This window comes from Variovorax sp. Varisp53 (genome assembly GCF_059491555.1).
The window spans coordinates 3,278,014-3,291,453 of the sequence record NZ_CP168512.1; the positions used below are offsets into that span (position 1 = coordinate 3,278,014).

14 protein-coding genes are annotated in these 13,440 nt (G+C 65.4%); 2 read left to right on the forward strand and 12 right to left on the reverse strand.

Annotated features, from left to right (window positions below; all coding sequences use genetic code 11):
• Positions 1-113 precede the first annotated feature (113 nt).
• A complete protein-coding gene (locus ACEOAB_RS15330; protein WP_056592689.1) occupies positions 114-782 on the reverse strand; it encodes an RlmE family RNA methyltransferase in 669 nt (222 codons plus the stop codon).
• 33 nt (positions 783-815) lie between these two features.
• Between ACEOAB_RS15330 and ACEOAB_RS15335 the strand changes: the two genes are divergently transcribed.
• Both ACEOAB_RS15335 and ACEOAB_RS15340 read left to right on the forward strand, forming a co-directional pair.
• Complete coding sequence (locus tag ACEOAB_RS15335; protein ID WP_056592686.1) at positions 816-1,295, forward strand: YhbY family RNA-binding protein; 480 nt, start codon at positions 816-818, stop codon at positions 1,293-1,295.
• 41 nt (positions 1,296-1,336) lie between these two features.
• A complete protein-coding gene (locus ACEOAB_RS15340; RefSeq protein WP_056592683.1) occupies positions 1,337-2,056 on the forward strand; it encodes a hypothetical protein in 720 nt (239 codons plus the stop codon).
• 33 nt (positions 2,057-2,089) lie between these two features.
• Here ACEOAB_RS15340 and ACEOAB_RS15345 read toward each other — a convergent pair whose 3' ends face one another.
• The 11 genes from ACEOAB_RS15345 to lpxD form a co-directional block, all read right to left on the reverse strand.
• Positions 2,090-2,506, reverse strand: coding sequence for a DUF4149 domain-containing protein (locus ACEOAB_RS15345; RefSeq protein WP_056592680.1), 417 nt, complete (start codon positions 2,504-2,506; stop codon positions 2,090-2,092).
• A gap of 11 nt (positions 2,507-2,517) precedes the next feature.
• Positions 2,518-2,994: a transcription elongation factor GreA gene (greA, locus tag ACEOAB_RS15350; RefSeq protein ID WP_056518766.1), complete on the reverse strand. Its 477-nt coding sequence runs from the start codon at positions 2,992-2,994 to the stop codon at positions 2,518-2,520.
• A gap of 66 nt (positions 2,995-3,060) precedes the next feature.
• On the reverse strand, positions 3,061-3,930 hold the full coding sequence (gene kdoO / locus ACEOAB_RS15355; RefSeq protein ID WP_056592676.1) for a Kdo hydroxylase KdoO: 870 nt from the start codon (positions 3,928-3,930) through the stop codon (positions 3,061-3,063).
• Between the two features lie 8 nt (positions 3,931-3,938).
• Complete coding sequence (carB, locus tag ACEOAB_RS15360; protein ID WP_056592673.1) at positions 3,939-7,187, reverse strand: carbamoyl-phosphate synthase large subunit; 3,249 nt, start codon at positions 7,185-7,187, stop codon at positions 3,939-3,941.
• The gene (gene carA, locus ACEOAB_RS15365; RefSeq protein WP_056592670.1) at positions 7,180-8,364 is read right to left on the reverse strand and encodes a glutamine-hydrolyzing carbamoyl-phosphate synthase small subunit; all 1,185 of its coding nucleotides are present in this window, start codon (positions 8,362-8,364) and stop codon (positions 7,180-7,182) included. The genes carB and carA overlap by 8 nt, the downstream gene beginning before the upstream one ends.
• 142 nt (positions 8,365-8,506) lie before the next feature.
• On the reverse strand, positions 8,507-9,295 hold the full coding sequence (locus ACEOAB_RS15370) for a TrmH family RNA methyltransferase (RefSeq protein WP_056592668.1): 789 nt from the start codon (positions 9,293-9,295) through the stop codon (positions 8,507-8,509).
• 5 nt (positions 9,296-9,300) lie between these two features.
• Complete coding sequence (gene rnhB, locus ACEOAB_RS15375) at positions 9,301-10,023, reverse strand: ribonuclease HII (protein ID WP_056594355.1); 723 nt, start codon at positions 10,021-10,023, stop codon at positions 9,301-9,303.
• Positions 9,995-11,143: a lipid-A-disaccharide synthase gene (gene lpxB, locus ACEOAB_RS15380; RefSeq protein ID WP_082572077.1), complete on the reverse strand. Its 1,149-nt coding sequence runs from the start codon at positions 11,141-11,143 to the stop codon at positions 9,995-9,997. Before lpxB ends, rnhB begins: the two co-directional genes overlap by 29 nt.
• 10 nt (positions 11,144-11,153) lie before the next feature.
• On the reverse strand, positions 11,154-11,942 hold the full coding sequence (gene lpxA / locus ACEOAB_RS15385; RefSeq protein WP_056592665.1) for an acyl-ACP--UDP-N-acetylglucosamine O-acyltransferase: 789 nt from the start codon (positions 11,940-11,942) through the stop codon (positions 11,154-11,156).
• 26 nt (positions 11,943-11,968) lie between these two features.
• Positions 11,969-12,427: a 3-hydroxyacyl-ACP dehydratase FabZ gene (fabZ, locus tag ACEOAB_RS15390; RefSeq protein WP_007836981.1), complete on the reverse strand. Its 459-nt coding sequence runs from the start codon at positions 12,425-12,427 to the stop codon at positions 11,969-11,971.
• Between the two features lie 23 nt (positions 12,428-12,450).
• Positions 12,451-13,428 carry a UDP-3-O-(3-hydroxymyristoyl)glucosamine N-acyltransferase gene (lpxD, locus tag ACEOAB_RS15395; RefSeq protein WP_056592662.1) on the reverse strand — a complete coding sequence of 326 codons (978 nt, stop codon included), beginning with the start codon at positions 13,426-13,428 and terminating at the stop codon, positions 12,451-12,453.
• Between the last annotated feature and the right edge of the window lie 12 nt (positions 13,429-13,440).

A 13,440-nucleotide genomic window follows, 5' to 3' on the forward strand; every position in this document is an offset into this window, starting at 1 on the left:
CGCAATTGCGACCCATTTTAGGCTTTTCAAGCTGCGAAAAGCGGGCATTTCCCTAATGTGGCGATAGGCTGGCATGGGTTTGTGCCCCTGGCGAGCCGCTGCGCAGCAAGGTATCAAGGCGTATCCGAGGCCTTGAGGCCCACGCCGACCAGGAAGGTTTCAGCCGATTTGTCCCGCGATGCCTTGGGCTTGAACGGCTTGACGACGCGGAAATTCGCCTTGAAAAGCTTCACCAGGTCGTCGTAGCCGCTGCCATGGAACAGCTTGGCCACCAGTGCTCCTTCAGGCTTCAGATGGTGCTGGGCGAAGTCGATCGCAAGCTCGATCAGGTGCGCCACGCGGGCGGCGTCGGCCGAATGAATGCCTGATAGGTTGGGCGCCATGTCCGACACAACCAGGTCGGCCTTTCGGCCCGCCAGCACGCCCAGCAACTGCTGCAGCAGCGCGTCTTCGCGAAAATCCCCCTGCAGGAAGATCACCCCCTCAATGGGCTCCATCGGCAGGATGTCAAGCGAAACGATGGTGCCGTTCAGCTCGCCGGCCGCCGCCCCGCCGGGCGACATGCGCCGGCGCAGGTACTGGCTCCAGGCACCCGGGGTAGAACCAAGGTCCACCACCAGCTGCCCTGGCTTGACGAGCCCGAGGGACTCGTCGATCTCCTTGAGTTTGTAGGCGGCGCGCGCGCGATAACCCTCCTTGGTGGCGAGCTTCACGTAGGGGTCGTTGATATGGTCGTGCAGCCACGCCTTGTTGACTTTTTTGCTTTTGGCTTTGGTGCTCATGAAGGTCTTCGTGTACGCGTCGATAATACGGGGATGCCCGCCATTCAACTTACCCCTGCCGAGCGCAAGGTGCACCGCGCCGAAGCTCATCACCTGGATCCGATCGTCATGGTCGGTGGAGACGGGCTCACCCCTGCCGTAAAAAAAGAGGCCGATGCGGCGCTCAAGGCCCATGGCCTGATCAAGGTCCGGGTCTTCTCCGACGACCGCCTCGCCCGCGACGCCATGCTGCGCGAGCTGTCCGACGAACTCGGCGCCGCCCCGATCCAGCACATCGGCAAGCTGCTGGTGCTCTGGCGCCCGAAGCCCGAGAAGGAGCGCGTGGTCGATGAAGACCGCATGCCCGGCCCGCGCGACGTCAAGATCGTCAAATACAGCAAGCGCGGCGGCCAGCGCCCCGAAATCAAGACCCTGCGTGTGCTCGGCAATCAGCGCCTCACCCCCGGTGGCACCATCAAGCGCGCCAAGGCGAAGCGGCCGCTGTCGGCCAAGAAGCGCAACCAGTCGGACTGAGCTCGGTGGCAGCGCAAGGCGCCCAGCGCCACATCCTCTGCATGAAATGGGGCACGAAATACGGCCCCGAATACGTCAACCGGCTCTACGCGATGGTGCGCCGCAACCTCCGCGGCGACTTCAAGTTCGTGTGCCTGACCGACGACGGCAACGGCATCCACCCCGAGGTGACGTGCCTGCCGATCCCGCCCCTCAATCTGCACCTGGCCCCGGGCCAGCGCGATGGCGCCTGGAAGAAGCTCACAACCTTCGAGCAGGATCTGCACGGCCTGCGCGGCACCGCCCTATTCCTCGACCTCGACGTGGTGGTCGTCGGCAGCCTGGACGCCTTCTTCGAACAGCCCGGCGAATTCCTGATCATTCACGACTACGCCCGCCCCTGGCGACGCGAGCGGGTCACCGGCAATTCGTCGGTTTACCGTTTCGAGCTGGGCGCCCATGCCGACGTGCTGGCGTATTTCCGCGCCAACATGGACAAGGTCCAGGCCGAGTACCGCAACGAGCAGGCTTACCTCTCTGACGTGCTCCACAAGCAGGGCAAGCTGGCCTACTGGCCTGACGCCTGGTGCCCGAGCTTCAAGTACCACGGCATCCCGACCTGGCCGACCAACTACTGGGAAGAGCCCTTCGTGCCCGAGGGCGCGCGCATCATGGTGTTCCATGGCGAGTGCAACCCGCCGGATGCGCTGGCGGGCCGCCGCAACCGGGCCTTCCGGTACATCCGGCCTGCGGGCTGGGTCGCCAAGTATTGGAAAGAGTGAGAGGCGCGAGGCGGCAGTTGCCGCCTCTGCACTTCAGCCCGGCTTGCGGGCGCCCATGCGCCATAGCAGCACGCCGGCGCACAGCCACTGCGCGAAGTACATGCCGCTGCCCACGGCGTGCCACAACTTGAGGTTCTCGCGCGCCAGGATGCGCGGCGCCACGGCGTACTGCTGAAGCAGCGCCAGCAACAGCGCACCCAGGATGAAGAAGATCGCCGTCATCGCCGGCCCGTCCATGCGCTCGTCGGCCTTGGACCTGAAATGGATCAGCAGGATCAGCCCGCAGGCAATTGCGATCCAGCTCTGCGCCTCGAACAACTGGCCGGCGAAGTTGCCCGCCACCGATGGATTGCCCAGCTTCGCGAACAGCATCGGCACCACCAGGAAACCGATCGTGGTGAGGCTGCCCCACCAGAAGGCGGCCAGCATCAGCGCAATGCGGTCTTTCATGGATCGAAAAATCAGAGGTAGCGCACGGCCACGATCTCGTAGCGCTTGAGTCCGCCGGGCGCCTGCACTTCGGCCGTATCGCCCTCTTCCTTGCCGATCAGCGCGCGCGCGATCGGGCTGGAAATGTTGATCAGGCCGAGCTTCAGGTCGGCTTCGTCCTCACCGACGATCTGGTATTTCACCGCGTCGCCGCTCTCTTCCTCCTCGAGCTCCACGGTCGAGCCGAACACCACCTTGCCGCCGGCATCGAGCTCGCTCGGATCGATGATCTGCGCGGCCGACAGCTTGCCTTCGACCTCCTGGATGCGGCCTTCGATGAAGCCCTGGCGGTCCTTGGCGACTTCGTACTCGGCGTTCTCGCTCAGGTCGCCCTGGGCGCGTGCCTCGGAAATGGCGTTGATGACCCAGGGACGGTCGACCGTCTTGAGCTGGTGCAGTTCGGCACGCAATTTTTCAGCGCCGCGCTTGGTGATCGGAATGGTGGCCATGTTGTTGGTTCTCCATAAAGCGAAACCGCCGAACGATGCCGTTCGGCGGTCGATTGGGGGGACAGGTCAGACGAGATTGCGTCCGGTCAGCCGGCTCAGGATGGCGAGCGGGCTCGAGTCGGGATTGTATTGCTTCGAAGCGGCCAGATGAAGGGTCTGCTCGAGCATGTACTGGCCCGCCATCACGGCGTGCGAAGTCTGGTCGGAGAAGCACACCCACACCGAGCCCGGCGGGAACTCGGCCTTTTCCTGCGGCGAGTTTTCCTGGTACGCCATGTCCGATTTCATGCCGTCGTGCAGCTGCAGCATCAGGTGGTCGTACTCGCTGCGGAAGGACTTGGTCACGTGCAGCGCCTGCAGCAGCGTGGCTTGCCAGCGCACATACGGCTTGGCGCGCGGCAGGAAGCGCTTCGCGATGTTCTCGAAAGGCTCGCCCACGCGCCACACGCGCGGCGCGCCTTCAGGATTGACGTTGGTGAACACACGCAGGATGCGCTCGCCGTAGTTGGGACGCGACGGGAACGCATCGACGTGCAAACGCCGATCGTCCGCGCGCCACGACTGCACGCGCGTCTCGACCTGCGCCGGCCGGTAGCTCGTGGGCGCCAGCCGCAAGGCTGGCGTGTAGTGCGGCAACAGCCCATGAATGAGCTGCGTCGCCTGCGCCCGGAAGCGCCCTACCATCGCCGCAGCCTTGCGCTGCACCGCCTCGTCGCCGACCGCGCCCTTGAGCTTGCCATTGGCATCGAGGCTGATGTTGCGCACATCGGGCGACAGCAGGCTCGGCGTGAGCAGGCTGCGCTCTTCGGGCAGCAGCTCGAAGCCCAGGCGCGGGAAATACAGCACCTTGCCCGCTTCCAGCGCCGCGATCCACGCCTCCTTCGGCGTGGCCGCGTTCCAGTCGCTCAGGTCCAGTTCGACGAGCTGCGTTTCCATGACGGCGCTCAGGCGGCAGCCAGCTGCGCGTGCATCTCCTGCACCGAGATCACGCCCAGCTCGTCCATGAAGCCCATGCCTTCCACCGCAGCTTCGGCACCGAAGATCGTGGTGAAGGTGGTCACGCGCGCCAGCAGCGCCGAAGTGCGGATCTGCCGCGAATCGGTGATCGCATTGCGGCGCTCTTCCACTGTGTTGATGACCAGCGCAATCTCGTTGTTCTTGATCATGTCCACGATGTGCGGGCGGCCTTCGGTCACCTTGTTCACCGTCGCACATTCGATGCCGGCGGCGCCGATGGCGGCAGCCGTGCCCTTGGTGGCGATGATCTCGAAGCCCAGCTTGACGAGACCGCGCGCCACTTCCACGGCACGCGCCTTGTCGTTGTTCTTCACCGAGATGAAGACCTTGCCCGACTTCGGCAGGTGCGTGCCCGCGCCGAGCTGCGACTTCACGAAGGCTTCGCCGAAGGTCTTGCCCACGCCCATCACCTCGCCCGTCGACTTCATCTCGGGGCCGAGGATGGTGTCCACGCCCGGGAACTTGACGAACGGGAACACGGCTTCCTTCACGCTGAAGTACGGCGGCGTGACTTCCTTCGTCACACCCTGCGACTTGAGCGACTGGCCAGCCATGCAGCGTGCCGCCACCTTGGCGAGCTGGATGCCGGTGGCCTTGCTCACGTAGGGCACGGTGCGCGAAGCACGGGGGTTCACTTCGAGCACGTAGATGACGTCTTTGCCATCCTTCTGCTGGATCGCGAACTGCACGTTCATCAGGCCGACCACGTTCAGAGCCTTGGCCATCGCGGCGCTTTGGCGCTTCAGTTCAGCGATGGTTTCTGCACTCAGGCTGTAGGGCGGCAGCGAACAGGCGGAGTCGCCCGAATGCACACCGGCTTGTTCGATGTGCTCCATCACGCCGCCGATCAGCGTGGCGCCTTCGGCGTCGCGGATGCAGTCGACATCGCACTCGACAGCGTCGTTCAGGAAGCGGTCGAGCAGCACCGGCGAGTCATTGCTGACCTTGACGGCTTCGCGCATGTAGCGCTCGAGGTCGCGCTGCTCGTGCACGATTTCCATCGCGCGACCACCGAGCACGTAGCTCGGACGCACCACCAGCGGATAGCCGAGGGCCGCGGCCTTCTCGAGCGCCTCGGGTTCGGTGCGCGCGGTGGCGTTCGGCGGCTGGCGCAGGCCCAGCTCGTGCAGCAGCTTCTGGAAGCGCTCGCGGTCTTCGGCCGCGTCGATCATGTCGGGCGAGGTGCCGATGATCGGCACGCCATTCGCTTCGAGGTCGAGCGCGAGCTTCAGCGGCGTCTGGCCGCCGTACTGCACGATCACGCCGAGCGGCTTCTCGCGGTCGACGATCTCGAGCACGTCTTCGAGCGTCAGCGGCTCGAAGTACAGGCGGTCGGACGTGTCGTAGTCGGTCGAGACGGTCTCGGGGTTGCAGTTGACCATGATGGTCTCGTAGCCGTCCTCGCGCATGGCGAGCGCGGCGTGCACGCAGCAGTAGTCGAACTCGATGCCCTGGCCGATGCGGTTGGGACCGCCGCCGAGCACCATGATCTTCTTCTTGTCGGTCGGATCGGCTTCGCACTCGTCCTCGTAGGTCGAGTACATGTAGGCCGTGTTGGTCGCGAACTCGGCCGCGCAGGTGTCCACGCGCTTGTAGACCGGGCGCACGCCCAGGGCGCGGCGCTTCTCGCGGATGGCCGTGTCGGTGGTCTTCAACTGCCTGGCGAGGCGGCGGTCGGAGAAGCCCTTCTTCTTCAGCGCGAGCAGCGTGTCCTTGTCGATCTGCTCGAGCGACTTGGTTTCGAGCTCGAGTTCGATCTTCACGATCTCTTCGATCTGCACCAGGAACCACGGGTCGATCTTGGTCAGCGCGAACACTTCATCAACGCTCAGGCCCATGGCGAAGGCATCGCCCACGTACCAAATGCGCTCGGGACCGGGCTCGCCCAGTTCCTTTTCGAGCACTTCGCGGTCCTGCGTCTTCTCGTTCAGGCCGTCCACGCCCACTTCGAGGCCGCGCAGGGCCTTCTGGAACGATTCCTGGAAGGTGCGGCCCATGGCCATCACCTCGCCCACCGACTTCATCTGCGTCGTGAGGCGCGAATCGGCCTGCGGGAATTTCTCGAAGGCGAAACGCGGGATCTTGGTGACCACGTAGTCGATCGAGGGCTCGAACGATGCGGGCGTGGCGCCACCGGTGATTTCGTTGCGCAGCTCGTCGAGCGTGTGGCCCACGGCCAGCTTGGCCGCGACCTTGGCGATCGGGAAACCCGTGGCCTTGGAAGCCAGGGCGGACGAACGCGACACGCGCGGATTCATCTCGATGACGACCATGCGGCCGTCCTTCGGGTTGATGGCGAACTGCACGTTCGAGCCGCCGGTGTCCACGCCGATCTCGCGCAGCACGGCCAGCGAAGCATTGCGCAGGATCTGGTATTCCTTGTCGGACAGCGTCTGCGCGGGTGCCACGGTGATCGAGTCGCCGGTGTGCACGCCCATCGGGTCGAGGTTTTCGATCGAGCAGACGATGATGCAGTTGTCGGCCTTGTCGCGCACGACTTCCATCTCGTACTCTTTCCAGCCGAGCAGAGACTCTTCGATCAGCAGCTCGTTGGTCGGCGAGGCTTCGATGCCGCGCTTGCAGATGGTCTCGAACTCGTCGGGGTTGTAGGCGATGCCGCCGCCGGTGCCGCCGAGCGTGAAGCTGGGGCGGATCACGGTCGGGAAGCCGAGCGTCTTCTGCACGGCCCAGGCTTCGTCCATCGTGTGCGCAATGCCCGAGCGCGCCGAACCGAGACCGATCTTGGTCATCGCGTCCTTGAACTTCAGGCGGTCCTCGGCCTTGTCGATGGCCTCGGGCGTGGCGCCGATCAGCTCGACGGGCTTGTTGGTGGCTGCGCCCGTGTATTTGTCGAGCACGCCGTTGCGCCACAGGTCGAGTGCGCAGTTCAGCGCGGTCTGGCCGCCCATGGTCGGCAGGATCGCGTCGGGGCGTTCCTTGGCGATGATCTTCTCGACCGTCTGCCAGGTGATCGGCTCGATGTAGGTGACGTCGGCGGTGGCCGGGTCGGTCATGATCGTCGCGGGGTTGCTGTTGATCAGGATGACCTTGTAGCCCTCTTCGCGCAGCGCCTTGCAGGCCTGCACGCCGGAGTAGTCGAACTCGCAGGCCTGGCCGATGATGATCGGGCCGGCGCCGATGATGAGGATCGATTTGAGATCTGTGCGCTTAGGCATTCTTGCTCTCCGTCTTGTGCTTTTCCATGAGTGCCGTGAAGCGATCGAACAGGTAGCCGATGTCGTGCGGACCGGGCGAGGCTTCAGGGTGGCCCTGGAAGCAGAACGCGGGCTTGTCGGTGCGCGCCAGCCCCTGCAGCGTGTTGTCGAACAGGCTGATGTGGGTAGGACGCAGGGTGGCTGGCAGCGACTTCTCGTCGACCGCGAAGCCGTGGTTCTGGCTGGTGATGCTCACGCGGCCGTTGTCGAGGTCCTTCACCGGATGGTTCGCGCCGTGGTGGCCGAACTTCATCTTGAAGGTCTTGGCGCCCGAGGCCAGCGCCATGATCTGGTGGCCCAGGCAGATGCCGAAGGTCGGGATGCCGGTCTCGATCAGTTCCTTGACGGCGCTGATGGCGTAGTCGCAAGGCTCCGGGTCGCCGGGGCCGTTGGCCAGGAAGATGCCATCGGGCTTGAGCTTGAGCACGTCCGCCGCGGGCGTTTGTGCGGGCACCACGGTGATGCGCGCGCCGCGCTGCGCGATCATGCGCAGGATGTTCTTCTTGACGCCGTAGTCGAAGGCGACGACGTGGAACTTCGGCGTGATCTGCACGCCGTAGCCCGCGCCGAGCTTCCACTCGGTTTCAGTCCATTCATAGGTCTGCTTGACCGACACCACCTTGGCGAGGTCGAGGCCCGACATGCTCGGCGCAGCCTTGGCTGCGGCGATGGCCTTGTCGATCAGCGCCTGCGTCACGGTCTCGCCCACGGCCAGGCCCAGGATGCAGCCGTTCTGCGCGCCGTAAGTGCGCAGGTGTCGCGTGAGCTTGCGGGTGTCGATGTTCGCAATGGCCACCGTGTTGCCCGACACGAGGTACTCGGTCAGCGTGGCGGTCTTGCGGAAGTTGGACGCAACGAGGGGCAGGTCCTTGATGATCAGGCCCGCGGCATGGATCTTGTCGGCTTCGATGTCTTCACCGTTGACGCCGTAGTTGCCAATGTGCGGATACGTGAGGGTCACGATCTGCTGGCAGTAGCTCGGGTCGGTGAGGATTTCCTGGTAACCGGTCATGGCGGTGTTGAACACCACTTCACCGGTCGTGGAGCCGGTGGCTCCGATCGAATTGCCTTGAAAGACCGTGCCGTCTGCGAGCGCCAGGATGGCGGGCGGGAAACTTCCCTTGAGAGACAAAAGCACTGGGTTCTCCGGATGGTTACGGTCGCCCGGAGCCCCAGGCGCGTTGCCTGCGGACTGCTGCTTCAGGGGATTTTGGCGTTAAAGGCGGCCGGGCGACGCTGATTTGCGAGTAAGCCCCCGATTGTAGCCCGGTCTGGGTGTGTTATTCGGCCTGCAGGGCTGCTCCGCTCGCATGCAGGCAGATCGCGGCGGCTGCCGCGACGTTGAGGGACTCCTCGCCGCCCGGCTGGGCGATGCGGATATGGTGCGTGGCGCGCGCCTCGAGCGCGGGTGACACGCCCTGCCCTTCATGGCCCATCAGCCAGGCGCAGGGATGCGGCAGCTCGGCCTTGTGAAGCCACTCGCCGTGGTGCGAACTGGTAGCCATCAACGGTACTTTCAGGCCGTCGAGCACGTCGGCGTCCACGCCCTCGATCAGCCGCAGGCCGAAATGGGCACCCATGCCTGCACGCAGCACCTTCGGCGCCCACAGCGCCGCCGTGCCCTTGAGCGCGATCACCTGGGTGAAGCCGAAAGCAGCCGCGCTGCGAAGGATGGAGCCGGCGTTGCCGGCGTCCTGCAGACGGTCGAGCACCACGCTGGGCGCATCGGGGATCAGCTCCGGCCGCGCTGGCAGGTCGAGCACGAAGCCCATCGGCGCAGGCGATTCCAGGCCGCTGGCGCCGCGCAGCAGATCATCGCTGACCACTACGGTTTTGATAGCACTATTTGCCCATTCGGCAGGGGCTGCAGGCCAGAAAGACTCCGAAAACACCGCAATCGCCGGCTTCACGCCGCGCGCAAGCGCCGCCCGGCACAGATGGTCACCTTCGAGCCAGATGCGGCGCAGCTTGCGATAGGCGCCCGGGTCCTGGGCCAGCTTGCGCAGGTCCTTGAGCAGCGGGTTGTCGCGCGAACTGATGAGGCTCGCGCCGGGATCGGTGGTGGTCATGGGGGTCAGGGCGCGGCGCGCAAGTCGAGGTGCACGGTCTCGACCGTTGCCGCAAACACCGTGGGCGCGGCCGACATGGCCTCGACGACCTGCGCGGTACCCGCTGCCGTTCGAGCCAGCGCGGCGGCAACCGGGCTGAACGACCGGCGGTGATGCACACAGGCGCCGTGGCGCTGCAGCGCTTCCAGGTGCTCCGGCGTGCCATAGCCCTTGTGGCCGGCAAAGCCGTAATTTGGAAATTCGACGTGCAATTGCTCGCAGAGGCGGTCGCGGTGGACCTTGGCCAGGATGGACGCAGCCGAAATCGCCTTGACCAGCGCATCGCCCTTGACCACGGCTTCGGCCAGCACGTCCAGCGTCGGCAGGCGGTTGCCGTCGACCAGCACCTTGGCCGGCTTCAGGCGCAAGCCCTCGACCGCGCGCCGCATCGCAAGCATCGTGGCCTGCAGGATGTTGTGCGTATCGATTTCCTCGACGCTCGCCTGGGCGATGGAGCAGCAAAGGGCCTTGGCCAGGATCTGGTCGTGCAGGCGCTCGCGCTGCAAAGGCGTGAGGGTCTTGGAATCGGCCAGTCCGCGGATCGGCCGGGTGTCGTCGAGGATCACCGCCGCGGCCACGACGGGGCCCGCCAGCGGGCCGCGACCGGCCTCGTCCACGCCTGCGAGCAGGCCCGGCGCGTCCCACACCAAACGGGCTTGCTCAGCTTTCAAGAACTTTCTGGATCGCATCGGCGCAAAGTGTCGGCGTATCGCGCTGCAATTGCACGTGCAGCTCGGAAAATCTTTGTTGCAGGGCCCGTGTCTTTTCGGGATCGTCGAGCCAGGCCAGCGTGGCCTGGGCCAGCGCCTCTGGCGTGGCGGCTTCCTGCAGCAGTTCGGGCACCACGAACTCGCGGCACAGGATGTTGGGCAGGCCGACCCACGGCTGCAACTGCTTGCGCTGCATCAGGCGCCACGAGAGCGCGTTCATGTTGTAGGCAATGACCATCGGCCGCTTGAACAGCGCCGCCTCGAGCGTGGCGGTGCCGCTGGCGATCAGCGTCGCGTCACAGGCGGCCAGCGCGGCGTGCGACTGGCCATCGAGCAGCTTCACCCGGCCCGTCATGCCGCTGGCCTGGAGCAAGGCCTCGACCTCGGAGCGCAGCCCCGGAAGGATGGGCGCCACGAACTGGAGCGCCGGCCGGGCCTTCTGCATCAGCGCGGCGGCGGCGAAGAATCGGTCCGCCAGGTAGCGTATCTCGGAGCGACGGCTGCCCGGCAACAAGGCGACGACCTGAGCGTCGGACGCCAACCCGATCGCGGCGCGGGCCGCGGCGCGGTCGGGCGTCATCGGGATCACGTTGGCAATCGGATGCCCCACATAGCTCGCCGCAACACCCTGCTTTTCGAGCAGTTCGGGCTCGAACGGGAAGATGCACAGCACATGGTCGGCCGCAGCCCGGACCTTCTCGATGCGCTTCGGCCGCCAGGCCCAGATCGAAGGGCAGATGAAGTGCACGGTCTTGATGCCCTGGCTGCGCAGCCCGGCTTCGAGATCGAGATTGAAATCAGGCGCATCGACGCCGATGAACAGTTCGGGCCGTTCGCTCAGCAAACGGGTCTTCAGCTGGCGGCGGATGCCGGCGATCTCGGCATAGTGCCGCAACACCTCGACGTAGCCGCGCACCGCGAGCTTTTCCTGTGGCCACCAGCTCTGGAAGCCATGGGCCAACATGCGAGGGCCGCCGATGCCGACGGTCTGGAGATCCGGCCAACGGGCCTGGAGGCCATCGAGCAGCAAACCCGCGAGCAGATCGCCGGAGGCTTCGCCCGCGACCAGCGCGAAGCGTCGCTGTCCGTCCTTCTGCATCGCGGTCACGTCAGCGCGCGATGCCGCGCGTCGAGTTGGCGAGGAAGGACTCCATCAGCGCGACGTCACCTGCAGCTTCCGGCATTTCCGTCGCGAGCGCGGCAATGGCCGTGCGCGCTTCCTCGAGCGTCTTGCCCTGGCGGTACAGCAGCCGGTGCATCTGTTTCACCGCCGCGAGCCGCTGGGCGGAGAAATCGCGCCGGCGCAGGCCGACGATGTTGAAGCCGCGCACTGCCAGCGGATTGCCGTCGACCAGCATGAAAGGCGGCACGTCCTGCGACACCGCGCTTGCGAAGCCGAGCATGGCATGCGCCCCCACCGAGACGAACTGGTGAATGCCGGTGAGCCCACCGACCGTCACCCAGTCCGCGAGGTGAACGTGGCCGGCCAGCGTGGTGTTGTTGGCCAGCGTGGTGTGGTTGTCGACCTGGCAGTCGTGCGCGATGTGCGTGTACGCCATGATCCAGTTGTCGTTGCCCACGCGCGTCACGCCGCCCGCCCCCGGTACGCCGAGATTGAACGTGCAGAACTCGCGAATGACGTTGCGGTCGCCGATGACGAGCTCGGTCGGCTCGCCCGCGTACTTCTTGTCCTGGGGAATGGCGCCGAGCGACGAGAACTGGAAGATCCGGTTGTCGCGCCCGATGGTCGTGCGCCCCTCGATCACGCAATGCGCGCCGATGGTAGTGCCCGCGCCCACCCGCACATGCGGACCGATCACGGTATAGGGACCGACCGACACCGAGGCGTCGAGTTCGGCCTGGGGGTCGACGAGTGCTGTCGAGTGAACCTGGGTCATGCGTTGTGGAAACGACTGCGGCCGGATCAGTTGATCTGGCGCATGGCGCACATCAGCGTCGCCTCGCAGGCGAGTTCGCTGCCCACCAGGGCCCGGCCCTTGAACTTGGAAATGCCGGCCTTCATGCGCTCGATCTCGACTTCGAGCGTCAATTGGTCGCCGGGTTCCACGGGCCGCTTGAAGCGTGCGCCGTCGATGGCGGCAAAGTAGTAGACGGTGTTGTCGTCCGGCACGATGTCGAGCGAATGGAACGACAGCAGGGCCGCGGCCTGGGCCATGGCTTCGAGCATCAGCACGCCCGGCATCACCGGGCGGTGCGGGAAGTGGCCGTTGAAGAACGGCTCGTTCATCGTCACGTTCTTCAGCGCCGTGATGCGCTTGCCCTTTTCCATGTCCAGTACGCGGTCCACCAGCAGGAACGGGTAGCGGTGAGGCAGCAGCTTGAGGATTTGATGGATATCGAGCGCTATCGCTGGCTTTGTCATGATTTTCTGTTCCTGCATCGTCGTCATTTTTTCGAGGGAGCCTTCTCCAGCGCCTTCAGTCGTTCGCGCAGGCTGTGCAACTGCTTGAGCGTTGCCGCATTCTTTTCCCAGCTCGCATTGTCATCGATGGGAAACATGCCGGTGTATTGGCCGGCCTTGTGGATCGAACGGGTAACCACGGTTGCGGCGGACACGTGGACGCCGTCGGCCACCGTCAGATGGCCCAGCACGATGGCGCCACCACCGAAGGTGCAGTTGGCGCCGATGATGGCGCTGCCAGCCACGCCGACACAGCCCGCCATGGCGGTGTTCTTGCCAACGCGCACGTTGTGGCCGATCTGGATCAGGTTGTCGAGCTTCACGCCGTCGTCGATCACTGTGTCGTCGAGCGCGCCGCGATCGATGCAGGTGTTGGCGCCGATCTCGACGTCGTTGCCGATGCGCACCGCGCCCAACTGCTCGATCTTGATCCAGCGCCCCTCGTGCGGCGCCAGGCCGAAGCCGTCGGCACCGATGACCACGCCCGGGTGCAGCAGGCAGCGCTCGCCGATGGTGCAGTCTTCGCTGACCGTCACCCGGGACTTCAGCACAGTGCCCGCACCGATGCGCGCGCCCCGCTCCACCACGCACAGCGCGCCGATGCGCGCAGTGGCATCAACTTGGGCCTCTGCATGGATCACTGCGCTGGGATGGATGCGATCGGCTTCCGGACGCGCGTGGTGCGCCTTCCAGAGCTGTGTCAGGCGGGCAAAGTAGAAGTATGGATCCGGCGTGAGGATGAAAGCGCCACGCGCCGCAGCCGCCTCGCGCATGGCCGGCGACACGATCACGCAAGCGGCCTTCGAAGCCGCCAATTCCTGCTGGTATTTGGGATGGCTCAGAAAACTGAGCGCATCGGGCTGCGCATTCTGCAGCGGCGCCAGCCGCTCGATGGACAGCGCCGCATCGCCATGAAGTTCGCCCCCAAGGGCGTCAACGATGGCTCCGAGCTGCAGTGACACGCCGGCTCCCGG

Coding starts and splice junctions, on each gene's coding strand:
- lpxB (WP_082572077.1), bottom strand. CDS start 11,143: ATGCAGAAGGACGGACAGCGACGCTTCGCGCTGGTCGCGGGCGAAGCC.
- ACEOAB_RS15330 (WP_056592689.1), bottom strand. CDS start 782: ATGAGCACCAAAGCCAAAAGCAAAAAAGTCAACAAGGCGTGGCTGCAC.
- kdoO (WP_056592676.1), bottom strand. CDS start 3,930: ATGGAAACGCAGCTCGTCGAACTGGACCTGAGCGACTGGAACGCGGCC.
- fabZ (WP_007836981.1), bottom strand. CDS start 12,427: ATGACAAAGCCAGCGATAGCGCTCGATATCCATCAAATCCTCAAGCTG.
- greA (WP_056518766.1), bottom strand. CDS start 2,994: ATGGCCACCATTCCGATCACCAAGCGCGGCGCTGAAAAATTGCGTGCC.
- lpxA (WP_056592665.1), bottom strand. CDS start 11,942: ATGACCCAGGTTCACTCGACAGCACTCGTCGACCCCCAGGCCGAACTC.
- carB (WP_056592673.1), bottom strand. CDS start 7,187: ATGCCTAAGCGCACAGATCTCAAATCGATCCTCATCATCGGCGCCGGC.
- rnhB (WP_056594355.1), bottom strand. CDS start 10,023: ATGCGATCCAGAAAGTTCTTGAAAGCTGAGCAAGCCCGTTTGGTGTGG.
- ACEOAB_RS15370 (WP_056592668.1), bottom strand. CDS start 9,295: ATGACCACCACCGATCCCGGCGCGAGCCTCATCAGTTCGCGCGACAAC.
- ACEOAB_RS15335 (WP_056592686.1), top strand. CDS start 816: ATGCCCGCCATTCAACTTACCCCTGCCGAGCGCAAGGTGCACCGCGCC.
- ACEOAB_RS15345 (WP_056592680.1), bottom strand. CDS start 2,506: ATGAAAGACCGCATTGCGCTGATGCTGGCCGCCTTCTGGTGGGGCAGC.
- ACEOAB_RS15340 (WP_056592683.1), top strand. CDS start 1,337: ATGAAATGGGGCACGAAATACGGCCCCGAATACGTCAACCGGCTCTAC.